The sequence below is a fragment of the Bacteroidales bacterium genome, assembly GCA_014860575.1.
In the GTDB taxonomy this organism is placed as follows: Bacteria; Bacteroidota; Bacteroidia; order Bacteroidales; family JAAYJT01; genus JAAYJT01.
Map to the genome: position 1 here is coordinate 22,661 of JACZJK010000051.1, position 17,603 is coordinate 40,263.

General features: G+C 36.6%; 20 protein-coding genes. All 20 read right to left on the reverse strand.

What is annotated here, in order from left to right; translation table 11 throughout:
• Nucleotides 1-61: 61 nt before the first annotated feature.
• The gene (locus IH597_13540) at nt 62-268 is read right to left on the reverse strand and encodes a T9SS type A sorting domain-containing protein (GenBank protein MBE0663475.1); all 207 of its coding nucleotides are present in this window, start codon (nt 266-268) and stop codon (nt 62-64) included.
• Nucleotides 269-577: 309 nt separating this feature from the next.
• Entirely contained in the window at nt 578-790 is a 213-nt protein-coding gene (locus tag IH597_13545) for a hypothetical protein (GenBank protein MBE0663476.1), read from the reverse strand.
• 36 nt (nt 791-826) lie between these two features.
• A complete protein-coding gene (locus tag IH597_13550) occupies nt 827-1,807 on the reverse strand; it encodes a hypothetical protein (protein ID MBE0663477.1) in 981 nt (326 codons plus the stop codon).
• Nucleotides 1,808-2,159: 352 nt separating this feature from the next.
• Nucleotides 2,160-2,594: a DoxX family protein gene (locus IH597_13555; protein ID MBE0663478.1), complete on the reverse strand. Its 435-nt coding sequence runs from the start codon at nt 2,592-2,594 to the stop codon at nt 2,160-2,162.
• Nucleotides 2,595-2,694: 100 nt separating this feature from the next.
• Nucleotides 2,695-3,801 carry a hypothetical protein gene (locus IH597_13560; GenBank protein ID MBE0663479.1) on the reverse strand — a complete coding sequence of 369 codons (1,107 nt, stop codon included), beginning with the start codon at nt 3,799-3,801 and terminating at the stop codon, nt 2,695-2,697.
• A 162-nt stretch (nt 3,802-3,963) separates the two neighbouring features.
• Complete coding sequence (locus IH597_13565; protein ID MBE0663480.1) at nt 3,964-4,452, reverse strand: nuclear transport factor 2 family protein; 489 nt, start codon at nt 4,450-4,452, stop codon at nt 3,964-3,966.
• Nucleotides 4,453-4,605: 153 nt separating this feature from the next.
• Nucleotides 4,606-5,484: a Fic family protein gene (locus IH597_13570; GenBank protein MBE0663481.1), complete on the reverse strand. Its 879-nt coding sequence runs from the start codon at nt 5,482-5,484 to the stop codon at nt 4,606-4,608.
• 471 nt (nt 5,485-5,955) lie between these two features.
• Nucleotides 5,956-6,756, reverse strand: a complete 801-nt coding sequence (locus IH597_13575; GenBank protein ID MBE0663482.1) for a hypothetical protein — start codon at nt 6,754-6,756, stop codon at nt 5,956-5,958.
• A gap of 225 nt (nt 6,757-6,981) precedes the next feature.
• Nucleotides 6,982-7,428, reverse strand: coding sequence for a GNAT family N-acetyltransferase (locus IH597_13580; GenBank protein MBE0663483.1), 447 nt, complete (start codon nt 7,426-7,428; stop codon nt 6,982-6,984).
• A 235-nt stretch (nt 7,429-7,663) separates the two neighbouring features.
• The gene (locus tag IH597_13585; GenBank protein ID MBE0663484.1) at nt 7,664-7,771 is read right to left on the reverse strand and encodes a hypothetical protein; all 108 of its coding nucleotides are present in this window, start codon (nt 7,769-7,771) and stop codon (nt 7,664-7,666) included.
• 124 nt (nt 7,772-7,895) lie between these two features.
• Nucleotides 7,896-9,419, reverse strand: coding sequence for a serine hydrolase (locus IH597_13590; protein MBE0663485.1), 1,524 nt, complete (start codon nt 9,417-9,419; stop codon nt 7,896-7,898).
• Between the two features lie 612 nt (nt 9,420-10,031).
• Entirely contained in the window at nt 10,032-10,697 is a 666-nt protein-coding gene (locus IH597_13595; GenBank protein ID MBE0663486.1) for a DUF4386 domain-containing protein, read from the reverse strand.
• Nucleotides 10,698-10,740: 43 nt separating this feature from the next.
• Nucleotides 10,741-12,000 (reverse strand): prolyl oligopeptidase family serine peptidase, encoded by a 1,260-nt coding sequence (locus IH597_13600; protein ID MBE0663487.1) that lies wholly within the window; start codon nt 11,998-12,000, stop codon nt 10,741-10,743.
• Between the two features lie 123 nt (nt 12,001-12,123).
• Complete coding sequence (locus IH597_13605) at nt 12,124-13,521, reverse strand: alpha/beta fold hydrolase (protein MBE0663488.1); 1,398 nt, start codon at nt 13,519-13,521, stop codon at nt 12,124-12,126.
• 111 nt (nt 13,522-13,632) lie between these two features.
• Nucleotides 13,633-14,085 carry a hypothetical protein gene (locus IH597_13610; protein MBE0663489.1) on the reverse strand — a complete coding sequence of 151 codons (453 nt, stop codon included), beginning with the start codon at nt 14,083-14,085 and terminating at the stop codon, nt 13,633-13,635.
• 113 nt (nt 14,086-14,198) lie between these two features.
• On the reverse strand, nt 14,199-14,855 hold the full coding sequence (locus tag IH597_13615) for a hypothetical protein (protein ID MBE0663490.1): 657 nt from the start codon (nt 14,853-14,855) through the stop codon (nt 14,199-14,201).
• Nucleotides 14,839-15,330 carry an RNA polymerase sigma factor gene (locus IH597_13620; GenBank protein ID MBE0663491.1) on the reverse strand — a complete coding sequence of 164 codons (492 nt, stop codon included), beginning with the start codon at nt 15,328-15,330 and terminating at the stop codon, nt 14,839-14,841. Before IH597_13620 ends, IH597_13615 begins: the two co-directional genes overlap by 17 nt.
• 56 nt (nt 15,331-15,386) lie before the next feature.
• On the reverse strand, nt 15,387-16,430 hold the full coding sequence (locus IH597_13625; GenBank protein ID MBE0663492.1) for a beta-lactamase family protein: 1,044 nt from the start codon (nt 16,428-16,430) through the stop codon (nt 15,387-15,389).
• Nucleotides 16,431-16,621: 191 nt separating this feature from the next.
• Entirely contained in the window at nt 16,622-17,185 is a 564-nt protein-coding gene (locus IH597_13630; GenBank protein ID MBE0663493.1) for a cupin domain-containing protein, read from the reverse strand.
• A gap of 2 nt (nt 17,186-17,187) precedes the next feature.
• A complete protein-coding gene (locus IH597_13635) occupies nt 17,188-17,589 on the reverse strand; it encodes an ester cyclase (GenBank protein MBE0663494.1) in 402 nt (133 codons plus the stop codon).
• Nucleotides 17,590-17,603: the final 14 nt, after the last annotated feature.

Genomic DNA, 17,603 nt, shown 5'->3' on the forward strand with positions numbered 1-17,603 from the left:
CGCTTAGAGTCCAATCTAATACTAACATTTTATTCCCTTACGATCAGCTTTTGTGCTTTGCTCAGCATCCCGGATTGCTTATCATTTGAATGAAGTAGATTCCAGGGTCTAGATCTGAGCAATCAATGCTAATGTGATGATAATGATTTGATGATAATGCATGCAGCCTAACTCCCCAAATGTTTGTAACAAGTACTTCTGTTGCAATAATATTCCTATGATTGCTTGATCTGATTAGAGCTATTCCTTTTACAGGATTAGGATACACACTTAGGTCTGCTTTATTAAAAATATTATCACTAAAACATGAAGGATTTGTGACTTGAAGGTTAATTGGGCGGGCGAATAAGGTTAATCCTGTAGCTAACGAATTTGTTACTACACAATGATATGTGCCCGAGTCAGCGTAAGTAACTGTAGTGAATTCAATAAAATTACTATTTGCCCCAGGAATAGAGTCCCCATCCTTAAACCATTGATAAATATTGTATTGGCCTCCGGTAATGCATTCGAGTTGAAAGCAATAATTATCTAAAAGCTATGGATGAAGTATTGGGAAGTACAGTGCAACTGATACCTATTCTTTAATAATTATTTCATTTCTTATTCCGAACCCTCTTTGATCCATCTCTAGTATGTATATTCCTGAAGCTAAGTTTTTTAAGTTTAGCGCTAATTGCTTGTTAATTACTTTATCAGTAATTGACTTTTGCAGTTTGTCATCAATGCTGAATATGTTTATACTGATGTTTTCACCATCCTGGTAGTTATTGGTGAAATTTATAAGCAAATAGTCATTAAATGGGTTTGGGAAAAGCCTGATATTCTACTGATTAGCAAAATCTTCATGTAATCCATTCACTATATGTTGGCTTTTGTATACTTCATTGCCTGAGGCAGCCCACAAAAAACCTTCATTATCAAAGCAAAACCTCTGAGGTGGGGAACCCGTGAACTGGTCATTTATATTTTCCCAATCCTGACCATTATTCATTGAATAGAAAACGTCTGCATACGTCGCTGCATAGATGGTATTTTGTGATGAAACAATAATATCGCGTACGCTGGCATTGATTGAAAAAACATTTACCCAGGCTGCATCAATTGAACTTAAGTAATATATCCCTTCCACAGTACCTAAGAAAACCTGGTTGGTATTATTAAAAGCATAACAAACCTGGTTTATTAACACTACATCAGAGAGCCCGGAATTATTATAATGCCATGATTCTCCACCGTCAGGAGAATACAAGCCACCATCTGAAAAAATATAATCATCCGGACCAATCCCTAAACCTATGATGCTGGTATTTGTCGGATGATTGGTCGAATGCCATTCTTCACCACCGTTTAATGAATAATCAATTCCTCCGCCTAAAAAGTGACCGGCATATATAACCCCTACTGAATTTATCGAAAGGTACACTGGCAGATTATTAGACATACCATTCCCTTTTTCCTCCCATGTAGCGCCATTATCCTCTGATTTGTATAATCCGCCGAACCATATTCCAAGATAAATGTCATCTTCATAGTCAATCAGGATATCCATTATTTCAGGAATACTACCAGTTGGCACAATTTGAATCCAATTATTACCATCATCGCTGGAACGATAAGCAACGCCTACTGGCCACGCACCACTATCGCTTTGATAACTTGCAATTACGAATATTTCGTTTGCAGCGTTTATTGCAAGGCCACTAATATTCACGCTGTCAGGAAAATTTTTAAGCACCCAGGAGTCTGTAGCATAGGCTTCAAAAAAAACAAATAATGCTATGAGTAAAACATTTAATCTTTTCATAGTTGATTAAATTATGGTTATTCATCTGGCAAACGATCCGTTACTCGTTATTGTAACTGGGAATTGTGCTGCTTGATATAGTTCTTTATTAATAGCGTTATCAAGTAATTCTGCGAGGTCTTGATGATTTAAATCACACTATCATAGGCCATTGGATAATGGTGTTGTTACACCTGCAACTTGTTTCAATCTTAATCATTTTTTTTACGCACTTGACTAAAGCATCAAAAAGAATAACCCAGGCTAAGAAATAAACTTCCCGTCATTTAAGCAAAGGGGTATTGCTCTATGAAATCCAGGATTGTTTGCCTGTCCTTTTCCTTGAAATATGAAAAATTGTACATCTGATATTCTATTTGCTTTTTTCGAGGTCCAGTTTATTATCAAGAGACCAAAAGCCACCGCCTTTGATTAACAGAAAAATACTGCATAGCAACATTGACCAGTCTGTTCTGCTTGCGTGCAGCATTTCCCAAAATCCCTGGTTGGTTAAAACTTCGACTTTTGTGGTCGCAATGGCAACAAGCATAATAATTATTAGCGGAATACTTGCAAGCCTTGTGAGTAAGCCGAGCAGAATAAACACTCCGCAAAGAATTTCAAATGAACCAACAAAACTTCCCAGCAGTTCGGGTAAAGGTAAACCGATTTTCTCGAATCGTCCTGCTCCGCGAATGGCTGGAAACACAAACTTCTGAATGCCTTCTGATAAAAATACAGCGCCAACAATCAGACGAATAATGATGGTTGTTTTTGAGATGTCGGTTTTTATAATTTTTCTGAACATTTGATTTATCGGTTTTTGTTTGGAGTGTTTGCCTTTAATGCTCATTCCCCAAAGTTTCCAGATCTTTTTCCGATCGTCTTCCAGGTTAGCAACACTTATTTTATTGCGTCCAGGGTTCTTTGTCTTTAGCGTTCATAAAATTATATCCGTCATAAATACTTATTCCTTGCCAGGTGGTAAACCATAGTTGTCCTTTGTTATCCTCATAAATATTTTGAACCCCATTTGTGGTTAATCCGTTTTCAGTTGTGAATTGGGTGAAATTAGCCCCATCATAGCGGTACACACCATGATTCTCAGCCGAAAACCAAACATTTCCCTGCTTATCTTCGCAAAAATTATAGGTTTCAATACCTTCAATAATCCCATCTTTAGTGAAGTTGGAATACGTTTTACCATCAAATTTGCTCACTCCACCATAAAATGTTCCAATCCAAATATTACCTTTACTATCCTCTAAGATATCGGCAACGTTATTGTCAGTCAGTCCATTCATATTTGTTGAATGAGTAAATTCCCCTTCCTTGTACTTGAAAATTCCGTTTCCATCAGTAACAAACCACATGGTTCCATTTTTGTCTTCCAAAAATTTGAAAACCAATTTATCAGATAACATATGCTGTGGATTTTCGACCATCGCTTCGGGTAAAGAAAACGGTGTAAACTTTTTACCGTCAAATTGACTAACCCCTCCAGGCGATCCAACCCAGATTAGTCCGTCTGCGTCCACAAATAATCCCCAAATTTCTTCATCTTGCAAACCTTCTTCTTCTGAGAACGTTGCAAATTTTTCGCCATCATATTTTACGAGTCCAACTGAAGTTCCAAACCATACATTACCTGTTTTATCTTCTACAATGGCTCTAACCGCCGCCCATTGTTGACTTGCCTCAATTGCAATTTGTTCGAGTGTTTGTCCATCGTAACGAATTATCCCATTTCCATTTGTTCCAAACCAATAGTTCCCTTTTTTGTCCTGATGCATGGTTCTGACAAATTCCCTTACCATTCCATTTAAGTTGGTGTGAATTTGCGGAAATGTTGTGTATTGATTTAATTGGAATGTTTGTGTGTCTGTCTCTTGGTCTACACCTTGAATAGCAGCGTGTTCAATCACCTGTCCAATACATGAAGTGATTTGTAGTGTTAGAAGAATCAAAATTACAGTTCTTGTAATGAAAACTTGCTTAGTTCCAGGGCTTTTCATTGTATTGATTTTATAATTGTTGTTTACTGCTGACTACAAGCTCTTTTATCATTTATTCCACATTAGAGTCGTTTGGTCAGTAGCTCTTCTATAATGCTAATTCCCAATGGAGGAACCTTGTTAGCCTTTGGTTAGTTTTCAGTGTCGTTTTTAAGGTTTCCATCAACCCGGGTCCTGATGGTCATAACTCAGCACTTCGCTTAATTTCCAAATCTCGTTTTCCAAAACCCAAACATGGGTGAATTTTGCCGTACTGGTCCATACATCTTCTTTACCATTTTCCCTTAAATAGAAATGATGAATTCCTGTGTGTATCGCACCATATAGTTTTCCGTTGTTGTAAAGGGGAAATACTTCCAAACTGTTTGCATCTACTTTGCGAACAGGCTTTTTCTCTGAATCGGAACAGATATATTTTTGGACGTTTTCAAAAAAGGCATCTTTATTCTGGAAACCACTTTGGTCGTGGTAAAATTTTAAATCATCCGAAATCTTATTATTCAGATATTCCAGGTCGCATTGATTAAATCCACGTTCAAAGAAAGCGCTGTCCTGGGTTTTCAAATCTCTAAACAAATCAGAGTCTCTGTTCACTTGCGCTTTTACCGTGTAAGAGACCAGAAGTAAAATTAAAATGATAAGTTGTTTCATAATTTCTTGTAGCTCTTTAGAAATGCTGCCCACATGTCAAAATGTTTGAGATTGCTGGCAATTTCATGTATTTGCAGTTCGTTATTCTCGATAGTGTCGTTTCGCTTTTCAATTTTTCGTTGTGTTCTTCCCCAGCTTTTTACCGGTATTTCATTAGTCGTTTTCTTCGTAGTAATACGAATAGTCAATACCTCTCATAAACATTTCGCGGTCATTGATTTTGTTGGTTAAAGCGTTTTGTAAGAGTTTTAGAACAATGCTATTTGTTGGGCTTTGCATCATGGCTTCCATATAATCTCTTTTGCCTATTTGGCTCCAATCTATGCATTTCTTAAGGCGTTTTTTCAAAATCAAATCCAACCATATCCGGGCACTTCTACCATTGCCTTCCATAAACGGGTGTGCAATGTTCATTTCCACATATTTACTCACGATTTCGTCAAATGTAGTTTCAGGCATTGCCTCTATTTGATTCAATGTTTCGCCCAAAAAGCGTGATACGGCAAATTGAAATCCGCCTTTTGAAATGTTCTTTTGCCTTATCTGCCCCGCGAAATCATACAATCCACCAAACAAATAAGCGTGAATTTGCTGCAAGCCTTTGGTTGTACCTACTTCAATGCTGTTGATAAACGAACTATCAAACAAGGCATACGCTTTGGTTTTACTTTTTCCGTCTATGCTTTCATCGCTGTAAGTAAACCACTCAATAAACCGGTTTGCCTTTTTGCCTGGAAATTCTTTGCCTAAGGCAATGATGCCGTTGTAATCCAACATATCGGTTAAATAGCGTTTACCATCACTTGCCAAAAGTTTCAGTTGGGTAGTGGCACTAACCAACTCGCTGTGCTCTTTTTTCAATTTTGCTTTAAGATACTTCCAATAGTTGCGGGTTTTGGTGTAGTCGTCCTGGTCAGTAAGCACAGCTACAATATCCAACACACTAAACCACCATTTGGCGTTTTGTTCGTCCCAAACGGCCCGCACTTCGCGGTCGTCAAAAAAGCGTATGGATATTTTTGCATTACTCATAATTTAGGTGTTATCAATTCTGTAACGCTATAATATACTGTCCAAAGTTATGATTATTTATCCTGAATTGCTGCATACTGTTGCACGTTACAATGACCGCCAAGTCTGGCAATTTGACCAGTGGCTGTTTGCCTGCGCCCCTGGTCTGCAGCAGCAAATATTTTATTGAAAAAGTGCTGCTAAAGAGATTAGGATCATTACTACCCAAAAAATTATTATTAAAACCTGCAATTTAGTTAGTTTCTTCTTTGGCTTCATTCCATTTGTTGTGTTTGTTTCCATAGGATTTTTATTGCAGTTTAAGTCTTTTCAGTAGTTTCGTCATACTATTGCACGCAATGGTTCTTGTCTAGCCACAGTAGTGTACGTTCCTGTCAGCCATAACAACAGGAAAAGCTCAGCAGGGGCTTGAACTAGAACTGAGGCCGCAAATTTCAGGGATACTATGTTATAGCCCGTTTTTGATTTCAATTATTCCTTATCCCAAAAATCAATACACTTTTCTTGTTCGGCAATTCTCAATACTGAAAAACCTAATTCAATTGCTTGACTAAAGTCTTCGCATCCCTGCTCTTTTTCTCCTGATTCGTAGCGCGCCAATCCACGAAGAAAGTAAGCATTTTTATTATTTGGGTCTAACGATAATGCTTTATTACAATCAAATACTACTCCTTTCAAGTCCTCCGGAAATCTGGTTCCAGCCCTGTTTACATAAACGCTTGCGTCTAATGTGTCTGTTAATAAATACTTGTCAAAATCATCTTTTGCCAGTTTGGTCATACCTGTTGCTAAATATATCCTTGCTCTGTTTAAATATAATTCAGGTTCCGGCAACTTTGATAATTCATCATCAAGAGTCTTTAAAAAATCATTGAAATCAGGCCTTGTCCAAAATCCCATCGTAGTTTTTATCCTTCCGCTACAATCGTCAGCGATTAAGTCGAAGGATAAATAGTAATCTGTTTGATACACCTTGTACTGCCCATATCCTTCGCACATTTGCCCTTCTTTATCAATAAATTTGATTGTATCTCCTGATAATTCATAGCTTACAATAACATCAACAGTTTGGTCATTTCCAAAATCGCCTTCGACCAATCCAATGTCTTTAAACTCAAATCCAATTGGACCAGTTTGTCCAATCCTTACCCACTTACCTATTAGCTTATTTTCAGACTTTGTAATTGTTTGATTATTTTGCTCTTTATTAGAATTGCAGGCAAAAAAAACTCCAGTTAAAAGGAGTATCAAAAAAATCAATTTTGTTTTCATCTTTATCTGTTTTTTGGTTTGACAGTGCTGCTTTTTAAAAATGGCCATCGGGCATATTGAAATGTTGGGGGATTGCGGGCGTCGTTACTGTCTGCCGTTGCAAAAATTAATGCGAGCAGAAATGTTCAGGTAATTACTTATCTCCCAATATTTTATACCTGATGTTACTGGTGGTGCTTATTTGTTCAGCGTTTTTATTTGTTATGTATTACATTCCTTCTATTCCTATAAATCCCTTTTAAGATAAATCATATCAACAAGTTGAATGTCTCCCTCGAACATCGGATGGTCATAATTGTCTGTAAAAAAATTCTTTACCCGATGGGACTTTTCAAATCCACAACTTTCATAAAAGGACAAGATTGCCGGCGTTTCGCCTGTCCCGACCAGCATTGTTTTGTAGTCGTTTTTGTAGAAATCAAGTATGAAGTTTATCAATGCTCTACCGTACCCCTTGCCTTGATATTTCCCGTATGTCGCTATGTTTTTCAACTCGCAGGTTTCGCTATTTACCGGCACTACAACGCAAACACTTTTCAAATCATCGTCATATAGAGCAAACAAGTCTCCAACAGGCAAATACTTGTCAACCATATTTTCCTGCTCATCTGCCAGCAATAGCAAGTCAAGGAACTGTTTCTTATTATTGCTAATCTTTTCTATTCGAACCATAATTTATTATTTCCCGATTTGGCAAGTTATACTTTCCGTAGTATCGTTCCGTTTTGCAGCTACACGTAAACAGGAATCTTTAAGCAACAAGCTTACTACGATACACTAAACTTCAAATTTAGCACTTTCCTAATAATATGAAACACAAAACCCCTGCTTGTGTGTAGGTGCTGAAAGTAGCCGGGCGATTTCAACATTTACTAAGTCATTGGTATCATTAAATTTTATCGTTGTTTTATTTGATTGTGTAGCTCACATTGCGTCCTCTTCCGCGTTTTTCAATCAGTCCTTTATTAAGCAACCCTGATAAAATACGTTTAACGGTTGGTGCGGGTATCGTCAATTTTTCGGCAATTTCCTCCGACTGATGTTAGGGCGGTTTTGAATAATCATAAAAATTGATTTTTCTTTGGGTGAAAGTTGCGTTTCTAAACCACTTTAAAGCAATTTGGGCATAAGTCTTTTATTTAATCAAATAATGGCACAACTTCTTCAATAACCATCTGAACTTTCGCATGTGCCATGCCATTACTTTCGTTATAATCCGATGACGTGGTAACAATGACCATATTCAGATCTTTTACCACCATAATATATTGCCCGCCATAACCAAGTGCTAAAAACATATCGTGTTCATTATTGCTACCATGTACCGGATTCTCCCACCATGATCTGTTTCGCTTTGACCTGTACCACCATTGGTATCCATAGTCGAAGAATTCACTCTCAGCTACATGCGGTTTTGTTGATAAATTAACCCATTCTTTTGGAACGATTTGTTCACCATTCCAATAACCGTTATTTAAAACCAGCAAACCGATTTTTGCCATATCTCTCGGATACATATGAAGATCACTGTGGCATTGAAGAACATCATTTTCTTTTTGCCAATAAAACTCCGAAATGCCCAGCTTGTTGAACAGAACTTCTTTTGCAAATTCATCAGCTTGTTTTTTTTCAAGTGTATAAATAATACTGCCGAGTAGATTTGTGCCATTATTATTGTATTTAAACCTCTCTCCCGGATTGGATACTAATGGCTGACTGAGCATTTGTTTCACCAGGTCATAAGGATCATCTTTCTCAAAATCATCATCCTCGGGAAGTCCTGAAGTCATTGTTAAAACATGTTTAAGTGTGATTTTCTCTTTATCAGGGGTTTTTAATGTATCATATTGCGGGAAAAAATTAAAAACTGGTTCGTCGACATCAAGTTTCTTATGACCTTCTAATGATATTCCTAATAGCAAAGATATTATACTCTTTGTACACGAATGAATTTGATGCAGTTGGCTTCGATCGTAACCATAAAAATATTCTTCAAGAACTAGTTTCTGATCTTTAATAATAACAAATGATTCAAGACGACCGAATTTCTGCTTAATGATCCTTTCAATCAAATTGTAAAATGAAGATGAATCTTTTACAAATTCAAATATAGAAGCGATTTGCAGTTGATCATTACGATTTTCAGGCTGATGATAGGTATATTTTATACTTCCGTTTGAACAGGAAGGGTAAGGAATAAATAATTTATTTACATCATTATCTTCATCACGAAAAAAATCCAGTTTGTTGGTGTCAGAAGGATCCCCCCAACAGGCAGTTCCTGTTATGATCCCTTTCTGATGATCCACAATTCCCTTATAGAAACCTTCCTCTTCATAATCAATCACGAATTGATCAGTAGAATCTGTGAATTGGACACTATTAATCTCCCAATAATCGTAAAAATGGTCATCCCAAAGAAAACAGCCTCGTGCACTGAGCTTACCAAAGGCATCGCCACTTATTTGAATTATAGGCTCTAGTGTTCCATGCGGATATTTTATTGCTGTCTCTTGTGTGACGCGCCATAATCCGTCAATTGAAACATAGTGTATATTATTCACAAATTCCGTTTGGTCTATTTCCGGATTCTTGGTTTGATTACAACTAATAAGTAAACCAGAAAATCCAATTGCTACTAAAACATTTTTTATTTTATCCATGATATTGATGGCTTTGGGATATAAGGTGTAGTCGTGTCAGAAAGCGGAGTTTCAGCCCTTCCCTCTCACACCTGCCCGTCCGGTCAGGCGGGGAACCGTAAGTGAACCTCTCAATCCATATGCTTACGCCGTAGCTTCAGCATAGGCGCTATGGCTTTTCATGTCCAGGCACAAATGTAGCATGATGCTACGGATGTAACAACTGCCAGTGTGGAAATAATCCGGGTTTCTCCTTGTACCTGGTTCTCAAATACTGCAAAACTGCCCTTATTGACAGATCCTCCTGGTGTTTGACAGCTATCTGCAGAAAGCCATTCTTTTGGTTTAATTGCTGTAGCCAGCCAGTTCGGTTCGCTTGACCTCCGCTCAAACTTCATGAGTAGCATCCATGTCTTAAATCTTTTGTACAGCACCATCAAAGAACTATATTGGATTGTCCTTGAGATTCAAGACACACACGGTTGGCGATAAGTAATGTTGGTGGTTTCTGAGCCACTATACTATCAAGGTACAACGAACCTGAATGTGGGAACAGAAGCTCGAATAACCACCTTACCCCCAATGTATTATGACCACCTGTTAAAGATTGGCATTCTCCAATATGATAATTTATTATGCTTTTCCACCTTTTATTATTAACCAAACAGCAAGTCCAAGTTCTCCAATTGCCATGGGAAGAGCTAAAATCATTTCCAAATTACTTACAATATCAGATTGAGTTACCGTCAATTTCAGGAAGTGGACAACAACGTAAGAAATTCCCGCGATTAATGCCAAATACCACAAAATCTTAGGTATCCGAGGATGAAGCTTCATTAGTATTCCAATGAAAATAAGATGGGTTCCAAATATGATTAACCCGGCACTCCAAATGGATTGGAACAATTGAAAATTATTGATAATAATCTCGTTGCTTGTTTCAATAGGATTAAGATTTTTCGTTAAATAAAATGCCGCAGTTCCAAATATTACGGTGTAAACAATTCTCAAAATACCCGATAGTAGTGCAATCTTCCTGTTGTCATCTTTAAAAAACATATAAAGCGTCCAGGAAACCAATAGATCAAGCAGAAGCACGATTAGAATTGCGAATATCATCAACTTGTAAAGTTGCAGATTGCTGGCAAGGTTGCTTTGCACTAAATCTAATTGACCGGAGTTAAATACTTTGGGGAGTACAAATCCAAATGCAAATCCAGCTAATACTGCCATCAATAAAAGCGAGTATCCTGTAATTTTTGCAAAAATTCGATTTTTATTCATTTTCTCTTTATTCATAAAAGTACGTTTAATGGTGTTTTACTAAAAAGGTGAACGTCAGTTATTCATTTTTCACTTTAAGTTCTTCAATTCTTTGCTTGTAGTAATCGCTGCCACTTAATTCAAAAGCTTTGTTTACATATTTTACAGCATTGGTTAAGTCACCTTGTGATTCATAGTAATCTGCCATAGAATCATAGGCATTTGCACTTTCAGGATAATACTCCATGGCAAGTTCAAAGTACATTTTTGCTTTTTCAAGCTGTTCCATATCCATATTCATATAACCAGACATATTTAAAATTTCTTCCGGATAAGGAGGTTCAAAATATCCAAAATGGTCTTTGAGCTTCTTTTCCCTCTGTTTTATTATGCTGAGAAGCTCTTCTTTTGGTGTATCAGGTGAATTGAATTTATCGGTATTTTCCCACTGATACCATTCGAAAAGTGAAATTAACCCATCCATAATAGAAGGAAAGGAAATGGTGCCATGTAAGTCTCCGGGATAAAATTTCCATTCAAAAGACAGTCCGTTTTGAACGTTTTGACTTACCACTTTTGAAAAGGCAATATTGGAACGGGCAAACATGGTGAATTCTGTTGTGTCTTGCATCACATTGTCGATTGATACATTCGAGTCCTGCATGTTCAATTGTCCGCTCAAAGACATAAATAAAGATTTGTTTTCGAATTTCTGAGTGGCAAGTACTTCTTCTGCTTCCTTCAATAATTTTTGGCCGTCCCAATCCAAACTTGGGTCGATGGCTAAGTAATTGGCATATAAATGCGGGTGTTTTAGAAGTGAATAAACTGTAAACAATCCGCCGTAAGAATGACCGATTAATGTTCTGAAATTGCTTACCGCATAATTTTCTTCTATATATGGTATAAGTTCTTTTTCAATGAATTGAGAGAAGTTTTCAGCCCCTCCGTTTTCTTCAGTAAATGGCATTCCGTATGTTGTTGCTATGGTCGATGTGGTTAAATCTCGCAACCTGTTTCTATTATTGGCAATTCCGATTAATACCATTTCAGGTGTAAATCCGCCACTGTAATAATTCTGCACATCTGTAAGAGTTGGAAGAAATATTTCCCCATCTAAAATGTAAACCACCGGGTATTTCTGATTTTTGTCAGGGTTGTAATTGTCAGGTAGTTGGATGTATATCTCCCGGAATTCATTTAAAAACCCGGAGTGAATACTGTCTGTAATTCCAACTTTGCACAAATACTGATTCGTTGAGTTTATTTGAGCATTCACCAATTGTTGAAGTTGAATGATTAGTCCTGCTATTAAAAAAAATCGTAGCCCAAATTTCATATTATTGTTTTATGATTTATTACTTAATTCTACTTTATCAAAGTGAAAAATCGAATGCCAAAAACAATCTGTAAAAGTAGGATTAATTTAATCTGGTTAATCGATTTCATTTTTTCATTCTGCCTAAATTATTTCCAAAATCCAGTTAGAAATTTCACTCAATGCAGTTGGCGACATTGATTGTTCAATCTCTTTATATTCAGTCATGTTACCCGTTTTGCACTCTTGAAATAAATGATTTAAATTTTCTAGCGCTACAATCGTATAGTTCTTATTTCCTCCTTTAATTAAAGCATTTCGTATTGCATTTTGATTTATGGCAGCGTCTACCTGCTGATCCTTACTTCCGTTTAAAGAGAGCACGGGTATTTGTAATTTTTCGAATTCATTTGCTGGATTGTAATTGTAAAAATAGATGCTCCAAGGTTTTAAAACAGATTCGGTTTCATTTTGAATGAATTTTGTAATATTTTCATCTGTAGCACCTATGGATTTTAAAATCGGAGTTAAATAAGTGTTATTGTGCGCCAATAACTCTTTTCTTTTTTCCGATATTTCTTTGCTTGAAGAAGCTATTTTAATTGATTGTCTTACATTGTCCTCAAAAGCTTCTTCATCTTGAACTGGAAAAGGTCTCAATGATTTTGATTGCATAACTGATACCTCACTGCCTGAAATTCCTGTTGCAGCCAAGGTCACTATAAAAGAAATATCTTTTGTTTGATTAGCCGCAAAAGGTGCTATTATGCCGCCTTCACTATGGCCTATTAATCCTATTTGATCTGGATTGATGTCGTTTCTTGATTTTAAATATTGAACGGCACTTATTACATCTTGCGCGAAATCGGCAGTTGTGGCTTTACTAAAATCACCTGTCGATTCTCCGAAACCACGATCATCATAACGCAGCACAGCGATGCCTTTTCGTGTAAGATAATCCGACAATACCAAAAATGGCCGGTGCGACATCATGCTTCCATCCCTGTCATGGCGGCCACTTCCGCTTATTAATACAACCACCGGATACTTTCCTTTTTGATTGGGTCTTGTAAATGTTCCCGACAACTTAATACCTGCTTCTCTATTCTCAAAAACAACTTGTTCTTCGTAATAAGGATAAGGTTTTACGGGTTCCTGTGGTCTTTTCATCTTGGGCATTTTAGGATTGCCTTTTTTTAGGGTTAAAGCAAGTAAAACGCCGTCTTCAGCATAAGTACCTTCTATTAGATTGGTAGTTTCGTTTAATTTTCCCTCGTAATTCATACCCACATTCGAACCATCTATATTTAATTTTCCATTTTCATAAGCGGTTGTTTTTGGTTTGATGCCTGAAACGTCAAAAGTAGGAATAGCCATAGTGGAAGTAAGTCCATTTTGAGAGTTTTCAAACAAAAAAACAAATAGTATCTCTTTGTTGTCCGGATTTTTGGCATAACCGTGCCATACACCGAAAAGGTTTTGAGAAAAAGCATTTACCATGCAAATTGCTATTAGAATAGTTGTTAATACAGATGATTTCATTTTGGTTAAAATTTAAATGTAAGTGATTAAGCCAAAGCTTTATTTAGCCGTGCTTTATAATGAAAAATAGTGCTAATATTTAGCAGTGGAAGGAGTTGACAACATTGGCGGTTAAAGAACGTTTCCTGCAGCTTTTGCCTGAGAATCCAAATATTGTCCTGCCAATAATCCTATGATTATGCCAATGCTAACTCCAACTGAAATGCCCGGAGATTTGTCAAAAACCTGGCCAAAAAGAACGCCCAGGACAGACCCAAAGGCTACTCCAAGGGCTGTTCCGTAAGTAATATAATAGCCGCTTGGTATCAGGGAAAATGTATTTTTTAAGTACTCATTAAATTTACGGAGTGTTTTGCCAAAGTATTTTTTCCTGTTTTCATGGTTCGTTTCTAAATTTAAACTATCGAGTTCCGTTTCAATGGATTGAATTTCATCTGTTGTGAAATCTCTGTTATTCAATTCGGATAGAATGTGGAGGAATTTTTCATAAACCCTGATTTCCGACTTTTTAGTGGTTTCAGTTTTTAAACTTTCAAAAAAGTTATACGCTTCTTGTAGTGTCATAATGTTTAATGTTTTCCTGGTTAGTGGCTCAATGCGATAAATATTACACACAAAACAATCTTTTTTTATTGAAAATCCTAAAAGCCTTGTGAATGAGCCTTTACAAGAGGCGTTCAATTCCCTAAACTTTCTAAATCAGTCAATAATTCATCCAACTTTTTTAATACATTTCCGAAAATAACATTTAAATCCCACAGATAAATTCTAGCGCCGTAATAAGCCAAGGCAGCCATAATTAAAATTGCAATAATTATCCCAACCAGCGGCACTCCATATATTAGGTAGGTGCCGGGGTATACATGCAGTAATTCCCTGACAATCCGTTCGCCTAAATAAACATCCTTTACGTTGTTAAACCAAAAACCCAGAATGAATGACATAAAAAAAACAGGATATATAAATGTGGCGATTCGCTTATTAATAGCAATTTGTTTTTTTATCCAATGACTAAAATTTTTGAGGTACTGATAACTGTTTTGTCCCTGATTAATCTTTTCCAAATCATTTAACAACCTCTTATTAATAAAAACCAGTACCATAAGCGTTACAAAAAACAAAACACCCATAACCTGAATGTGCAGAAGCCAGGAAACAATCAGAAAGGCAAACGAGAAAGCAACAATTGCAATCAGATTTATCCTGAACATCCTTTTGAACTTATCAATGATGTGAATTGACTTTCGGGTGTACAGACTGTTTATCTTTGGCGCTACCAATGCATCACTTTTAAGAAAGCCTTCTTTCCAAATATTTTCAATTGATTTTTCCATCTAATATTTTTTTTAATCTCATTTTAATTCGTTGAACACGCACACCAATATTATTGGGATTTGTCCCGATAATATCAGCGATTTCCTGATACGATTTTTCTTCCAGATAAAGCATGATAATGGCTCTGTCAATTTCTGATAGTTGTTTAATGGCTTCATATAATTGATTTAAAGATTCGTCTGAAAAGGCAGAATTATGTTCGGTTTCTTCTGCTGCCAAAGAATCAGAAACAAAATGCTGAACATTATTTTTCTTTTTCTTAAGTAAGGTTAAACAAACGTTTAATGAAATTCGGTAAACCCAGGTACTCCATTCCGATTCCTCCCGAAAGTTCTCTTTGCTCCTCCAAATTTGCAAACATACTTCCTGAAAATAATCTTCAAAATCCTCTTGTGAATTGGTATATGCCCTGCACAACTTGATGATTATTCCAGAAAAAGGTAAAATGTATGCTTTATAAAAATCGTTACTCAAAACTGTTTTTTTAGTTAGTGGTGTAAGTCTTGAATTATTACACTGAAGTTTAATTTTTATCTTGAGCTTCTTTCTCTTCTAACAATTTTTACAATACGCTTATAAAAGATTTCTGCTAAAGACCAGTTGTATCCGTCAAAGTTTGTTGTATTATTGAATTGGATTAAAACCATGTCCATGTCTTTGTGGTATTTTGCGATACTCTGATAACCAACAAGCAGGCCTGTATGTTCATACACGTAGATAGATGAATAGATTTCCTGTTCACCTTTATTAAATACAGTACCATCTATTAATGCGCGCAGGAATATACCCACATCCTCTGCTGTAGCCAACATTAAGCCTGTGTCTTCATACTTAAAATCTTTATCAACGCCAACATAATAGCCACTCATCACATCGTCTATATCCACTTCACTAAGTGAGCCGAAAGTGTTATTCAGCGCAAGTGGGTTTAAAATTTCCTCCTTGATATATTGCTGGTGGGGATAGCCCAATGATTTATCAATGAGGTCCTCAATCAATAAATAATTGGTATTTGAATAACCATAATCTTCACCTGGTTCAAAATCAGCTGGTAAATCCAGTGCATAATCAAGTGTTTCTTGTCTGTTTTTTGGCGGGTTTTTCCAATAATCAGGATGCTCAACAAAATTGGGAATGCCACTCCGATGTTGCAACATCATTCTCAAGGTTATTTTGTCTGAATATTCAATTCTTCCCGCAAGTTCCGGAAAGTATTCAGCGAGTGTACCATCCAAAGATAAACGTCCTTCTTTGACTAATTTTGCGGTAGCAACAGCGATATATAGCTTGGTAATACTGGCAATCTTAAATAAAGCTTGCGGGTAAGCAGGTATTTTATTTTTTCGGTCATGCCAGCCAGCGGCATAAAACTCCGGTAGCATCCCAGCTTGGTCCACGTAAACAATCATACCATCAAATCCATAACCAATTGCTTCATTTACTTGCTCCTCAACTGTATCTGGTAATGGCGTTAACCATACCTTTACCAAAATCCATGGCACAAAAAACATGGAAGTTATGGTTCCAATAAGCAATGCTATTCTGAGTATTCGTTTTGTTTGTTTCTTTTTCACAATATCATATTTATATTAGGACAGGTCAGGCTTGCCACTACGGTGGATAGTATGGTGTCGTGCGGGATTACGAGGAAATTTCCTATCAGTTTACGCCAACTTTTTTACGAGCCACAAACGCCTGAAAATCTCTGAAACCCGCATGCACTATACCATGTGTTTTGCGTTCGTGCCTTCTATCATTTTATTTCTTATTCCGTTTTTAATGGTGCCCCAACAACTTTCATATCATGATCCTCGAAAACTTTTGCTATTTCCTCTTTCGATGGAGGTGATGTCCATTGATCAGTCACTTGAAAAAATGATTCCATCTTTCCTGCTGGTAAATAAGAAACGATCATCTTTCCTTTTTCTGTCAATTGAATAAAGGCGTGCTGAACATTCCTCGGAAGAAAAATTGTGTCACCTGATTTCATTTGATATTTGTCCTCACCAACTTGAAACAAGTATTCGCCATCTATAACATAGAACCATTCATCCTGAAATAGATGAATATGCAAAGGTGGACCGCCATTTGGACTAAGCCCGGTTTGCTCAAACACAGCTAAATCATTTTCAGTGTCAGTTCCGGAAATTTTAATGTCTAACGTGTTTTGAGTCACACCTTTCATTTTGTAGTGTTTTCCAAATCTGGCTTCACCTGCAATTACTTTAAATCCTTTTTTCATTCTCATGGGAATTATTGATTCAATTTTAGCAAATAGAAGTGTAGGTATTATTGCAAGTGCTGATATAACAAAGTTTCTTCTTTTCATTTTCACTTGTTTAGTAGGCTCATTATTTTCATAATAAGATCTGGTGGTGGTTTCATCCCAAGTTGTTCCATGAGGGCCAATTTATCCGGAACACCCCAGTATTCAATTTGTTTCCCATTGTCGAATCCCATAATATCGATTACAGTCATCTCAATTTTTTTACCTGTCGGAAACATAGGTTCAAATTTGTTTTTATGTGCACCCCATCCTGTCATTCTACCCCATACCCTGGAGCCGTTCATAATCATATCATCAATGGTTAATGAAAAATCTGGAAATGAATAGTGCAGACTGTTAATTGCCTTTTTAACTCCTTCAACATTGGGAGGGAAGAATCCATACTGATGTTCAACAAAGTTTGGGGAAGAATATGTGTCAAAAACAGATACGTCACCTTTGCTGATCCTTCATCAATTAA

Coding starts and splice junctions, on each gene's coding strand:
- IH597_13550 (MBE0663477.1), bottom strand. CDS start 1,807: ATGAAAAGATTAAATGTTTTACTCATAGCATTATTTGTTTTTTTTGAA.
- IH597_13555 (MBE0663478.1), bottom strand. CDS start 2,594: ATGTTCAGAAAAATTATAAAAACCGACATCTCAAAAACAACCATCATT.
- IH597_13560 (MBE0663479.1), bottom strand. CDS start 3,801: ATGAAAAGCCCTGGAACTAAGCAAGTTTTCATTACAAGAACTGTAATT.
- IH597_13565 (MBE0663480.1), bottom strand. CDS start 4,452: ATGAAACAACTTATCATTTTAATTTTACTTCTGGTCTCTTACACGGTA.
- IH597_13570 (MBE0663481.1), bottom strand. CDS start 5,484: ATGAGTAATGCAAAAATATCCATACGCTTTTTTGACGACCGCGAAGTG.
- IH597_13575 (MBE0663482.1), bottom strand. CDS start 6,756: ATGAAAACAAAATTGATTTTTTTGATACTCCTTTTAACTGGAGTTTTT.
- IH597_13580 (MBE0663483.1), bottom strand. CDS start 7,428: ATGGTTCGAATAGAAAAGATTAGCAATAATAAGAAACAGTTCCTTGAC.
- IH597_13590 (MBE0663485.1), bottom strand. CDS start 9,419: ATGGATAAAATAAAAAATGTTTTAGTAGCAATTGGATTTTCTGGTTTA.
- IH597_13595 (MBE0663486.1), bottom strand. CDS start 10,697: ATGAATAAAGAGAAAATGAATAAAAATCGAATTTTTGCAAAAATTACA.
- IH597_13600 (MBE0663487.1), bottom strand. CDS start 12,000: ATGAAATTTGGGCTACGATTTTTTTTAATAGCAGGACTAATCATTCAA.
- IH597_13605 (MBE0663488.1), bottom strand. CDS start 13,521: ATGAAATCATCTGTATTAACAACTATTCTAATAGCAATTTGCATGGTA.
- IH597_13610 (MBE0663489.1), bottom strand. CDS start 14,085: ATGACACTACAAGAAGCGTATAACTTTTTTGAAAGTTTAAAAACTGAA.
- IH597_13615 (MBE0663490.1), bottom strand. CDS start 14,855: ATGGAAAAATCAATTGAAAATATTTGGAAAGAAGGCTTTCTTAAAAGT.
- IH597_13630 (MBE0663493.1), bottom strand. CDS start 17,185: ATGAAAAGAAGAAACTTTGTTATATCAGCACTTGCAATAATACCTACA.